Source organism: Nitrosomonas sp. Nm33 (assembly GCF_900107265.1).
Lineage (GTDB): Bacteria > Pseudomonadota > Gammaproteobacteria > Burkholderiales > Nitrosomonadaceae > Nitrosomonas.
In genome coordinates, this window is sequence record NZ_FNPJ01000139.1 from 1 (window position 1) to 2867 (window position 2867).

The 2867-nt window shown below is 46.0% G+C and carries 5 protein-coding genes and 1 pseudogene; 5 read left to right on the plus strand and 1 reads right to left on the minus strand.

Annotated elements, in window-relative coordinates; genetic code table 11:
- The 5 genes and pseudogenes from BLV54_RS14940 to BLV54_RS17415 form a co-directional block, all read left to right on the plus strand.
- On the plus strand, positions 1–323 hold a 323-nt coding region (locus BLV54_RS14940; protein WP_090571816.1), incomplete at its 5' end, for a transposase.
- A gap of 106 nt (positions 324–429) precedes the next feature.
- Positions 430–702: pseudogene (locus BLV54_RS14945) on the plus strand (transposase); the annotation flags it as partial.
- 183 nt (positions 703–885) lie between these two features.
- Positions 886–1143 carry an NAD(P)H-binding protein gene (locus BLV54_RS16560; RefSeq protein WP_218132438.1) on the plus strand — a complete coding sequence of 86 codons (258 nt, stop codon included), beginning with the start codon at positions 886–888 and terminating at the stop codon, positions 1141–1143.
- Between the two features lie 187 nt (positions 1144–1330).
- Entirely contained in the window at positions 1331–1783 is a 453-nt protein-coding gene (locus tag BLV54_RS16565) for a Rossmann-fold NAD(P)-binding domain-containing protein (RefSeq protein ID WP_218132439.1), read from the plus strand.
- Positions 1784–2151: 368 nt separating this feature from the next.
- Positions 2152–2316 carry a transposase gene (locus BLV54_RS17415; RefSeq protein WP_090572381.1) on the plus strand — a complete coding sequence of 55 codons (165 nt, stop codon included), beginning with the start codon at positions 2152–2154 and terminating at the stop codon, positions 2314–2316.
- 228 nt (positions 2317–2544) lie between these two features.
- Here the strand turns inward: BLV54_RS17415 and BLV54_RS14965 are convergent.
- A partial coding sequence (locus tag BLV54_RS14965; protein ID WP_090571816.1) for a transposase occupies positions 2545–2867 on the minus strand: 323 nt, incomplete at its 5' end.

A 2867-nucleotide genomic window follows, 5' to 3' on the forward strand; every position in this document is an offset into this window, starting at 1 on the left:
CGATTGGTGCCCTGATTGGAAAGTTACTGGTAACCATCGGCCTGTTTGAAGCCAACATCAATGCTGATGTGTTTCATGGATGGGCGATGCAGGACTTGTTGCCTAAATTGCCACTACATTCCATCGTTGTGATGGACAATGCCACCTTCCATAAGAGACAAGACACACGGGATGCCATACATAACGCCGGGCATACCCTTGAATACCTTCCCGCTTATTCTCCTGATCTCAATCCCATCGAACACAAATGGGCACAGGCCAAGGCGCTCCGTAGACAACAAAACCAAACCGTCGATACGCTCTTCAAATCCTATGCATTCTGAATCATTCTTAACTGGTTAGGCTATATATCCTCCATTCCATGTCTATATTTTATGAAACTTTGGACTCCATAAAACTCAGCATACCTCAGTCAAAGTATGGATAGCAGGAGCCAGGCGCGGCGTCACGGTGGCGATCAAAAAGAAGCTCAAGCGGCGCAGTGCGGTGGAGCCCGTGATCGGACATATGAAAAACGATGGGCGTCTGGGGAGAAACTTTTTGAAAGGCACAGCAGGCGATGCTATGAATGCCTTACTGTGCGGTGCTGGCTATAACTTGCGCAAGATTCTGCGCCAACTGGCGCTTTTGTGTACTCGTTTGGGAATCAATATTAATCGGCTATTGATTGGCAATATGCCTAACCTACAACTTAGTAGTTGAGAAAAAGGGTTTTTCAGGGACGACTAACTAGGTTACTGAGTTTATATTCTTTCTCCACTCGTGGTACTTAAAATGGCCTCATTTCACAGTTTGACGATCAGACTGTTCCTTGGTACATTCGGTTCTCATGAAACAGTGTGCTTATTGTTCCTATACACATGACCTTGTATAAAAGGAGCCTTTATGAGTCGCGTTCTTGTTACAGGTGTAGGTGGTGCTAAGGTTGGTGGCATTGGACAGAAGATCGTTGAAAATCTTCTGAGTGCCAACGTTCCGGTTCGGGCGATGTTCTGGAAGAGAGACCCACTGGCAGATGAACTGGAAAAAAAAGGTGCTCAGATTGTCGAAGGTGACCTCACTAATCTGACTGATGTTCATCGTGCGATTGAAGGATGCGATTATATATATTTTGGTATGTCTGTTTCGGCCTCAATATCTTGAGGCGACAGCGAACACGGCGGCGGTCGCCCTTCATCACAAAATCAAAGCATTTGTAAACATATCCCAAATGACTGTGTCTCAAATGTCGATTTATGAAACGACTTCAAGTCCTCAGCAAAAACAACACTGGCTGTGCGAACAAATCCTGAAATGGTCCGGACTGCCTGTCGTTACAGTGAGGTGAACTGTGTTTCTGGAAAACCCTTTGTTCTTTGATCTTGCCAGGGTGGGACTAAAGAAAGGCGAGTTGCGGCTTCCATTTGGGAAAGCCAAGAGCTCACCGATTGCATCTTCTGATGTCGCCCGCGCGATGAGCACGATTTTAATGAATCCCGAAAAGCACATTGGAAAAATTTATGAACTAACCGGTGCGCACTCAGAGAACATGATGGAGCTCGCGCAGGAATATTCAGAAGCACTGCATCGTCCGGTGAAGTATGTGGACGTTCCGATGGAGACATGGAAAAAAGATGTCCTGAAAGAAATCGGTCTTCCACCTCATGTTGAAGCACACATCAGTTCCATGGCCGAATTGCATGCGCAAAACCGCTATGATCGTTATACTGAAGACTTCAAGCAGATCACTGGCAAAAATCCAATGTCAGTTACTGAGTGGGTGAGGGAGAATCTTCAAGTTTAAAATTCATTAAAATTTCCGACCAAATTTTTTTTACAATCTTTTAATGTTCCTCGTCCTAGACTGACCCCGTCAGTTCTCAAAGGAGGTAAACATGAAGGTGGTCGTAAAAAGTTTGGCGGTCTGAGTCTTTCGTCTACGGATAAGATCAAAATGGTCGCAAAACGTCTTATAAAAGAGAGGGGAGAGTCTGGTCTGGTCGTTGTTGTCAGCGCCATGGGAAAATGTACTGATGAACTACTGGGAAAGGTCAGAGAAATCACAAACCCTGCCGGACGCGATATGGACTTACTTCTCAGCACCGGTATGAATCAACCAAAAAACGGAAGAAGCGTTATCCGAGCAACCTAAGCTTTGGAGCGTGGTATTACTTGAAGCTCCACCTACCAGTATCAGCAGTGGGCAGGTCGGGAGAGGTAAGTCTACGCCAGGCGGTAAATGCAATTTTGTATGTTTTAAAAACAGGTTGTCAATGGCGGCAATTACCTCGCGAGTTCCCAGCTTGGAGTGCAGCTTACTATTATTTCAATTGCTGATCACGCAACGGGACATGGGAGCGTATTCATCATTTGTTGCGTTCGCGGTTGCGAGAAAAATGTGGACGCCACAAGTACAATACGGCAGGTTGTCTGAATAGACAAAGCGTCAAATGCACTGCGATTCCTGGGCAACGTGGTATTTAATGCTGGCAAGAAGGTTAATGATCGTAAACGCCTTATTCTGGTGGATGCACTGGGGTTATAGCCTAACCAGTTAAGAATGATTCAGAATGCATAGGATTTGAAGAGCGTATCGACGGTTTGGTTTTGTTGTCTACGGAGCGCCTTGGCCTGTGCCCATTTGTGTTCGATGGGATTGAGATCAGGAGAATAAGCGGGAAGGTATTCAAGGGTATGCCCGGCGTTATGTATGGCATCCCGTGTGTCTTGTCTCTTATGGAAGGTGGCATTGTCCATCACAACGATGGAATGTAGTGGCAATTTAGGCAACAAGTCCTGCATCGCCCATCCATGAAACACATCAGCATTGATGTTGGCTTCAAACAGGCCGATGGTTACCAGTAACTTTCCAATCAGGGCACCAATCG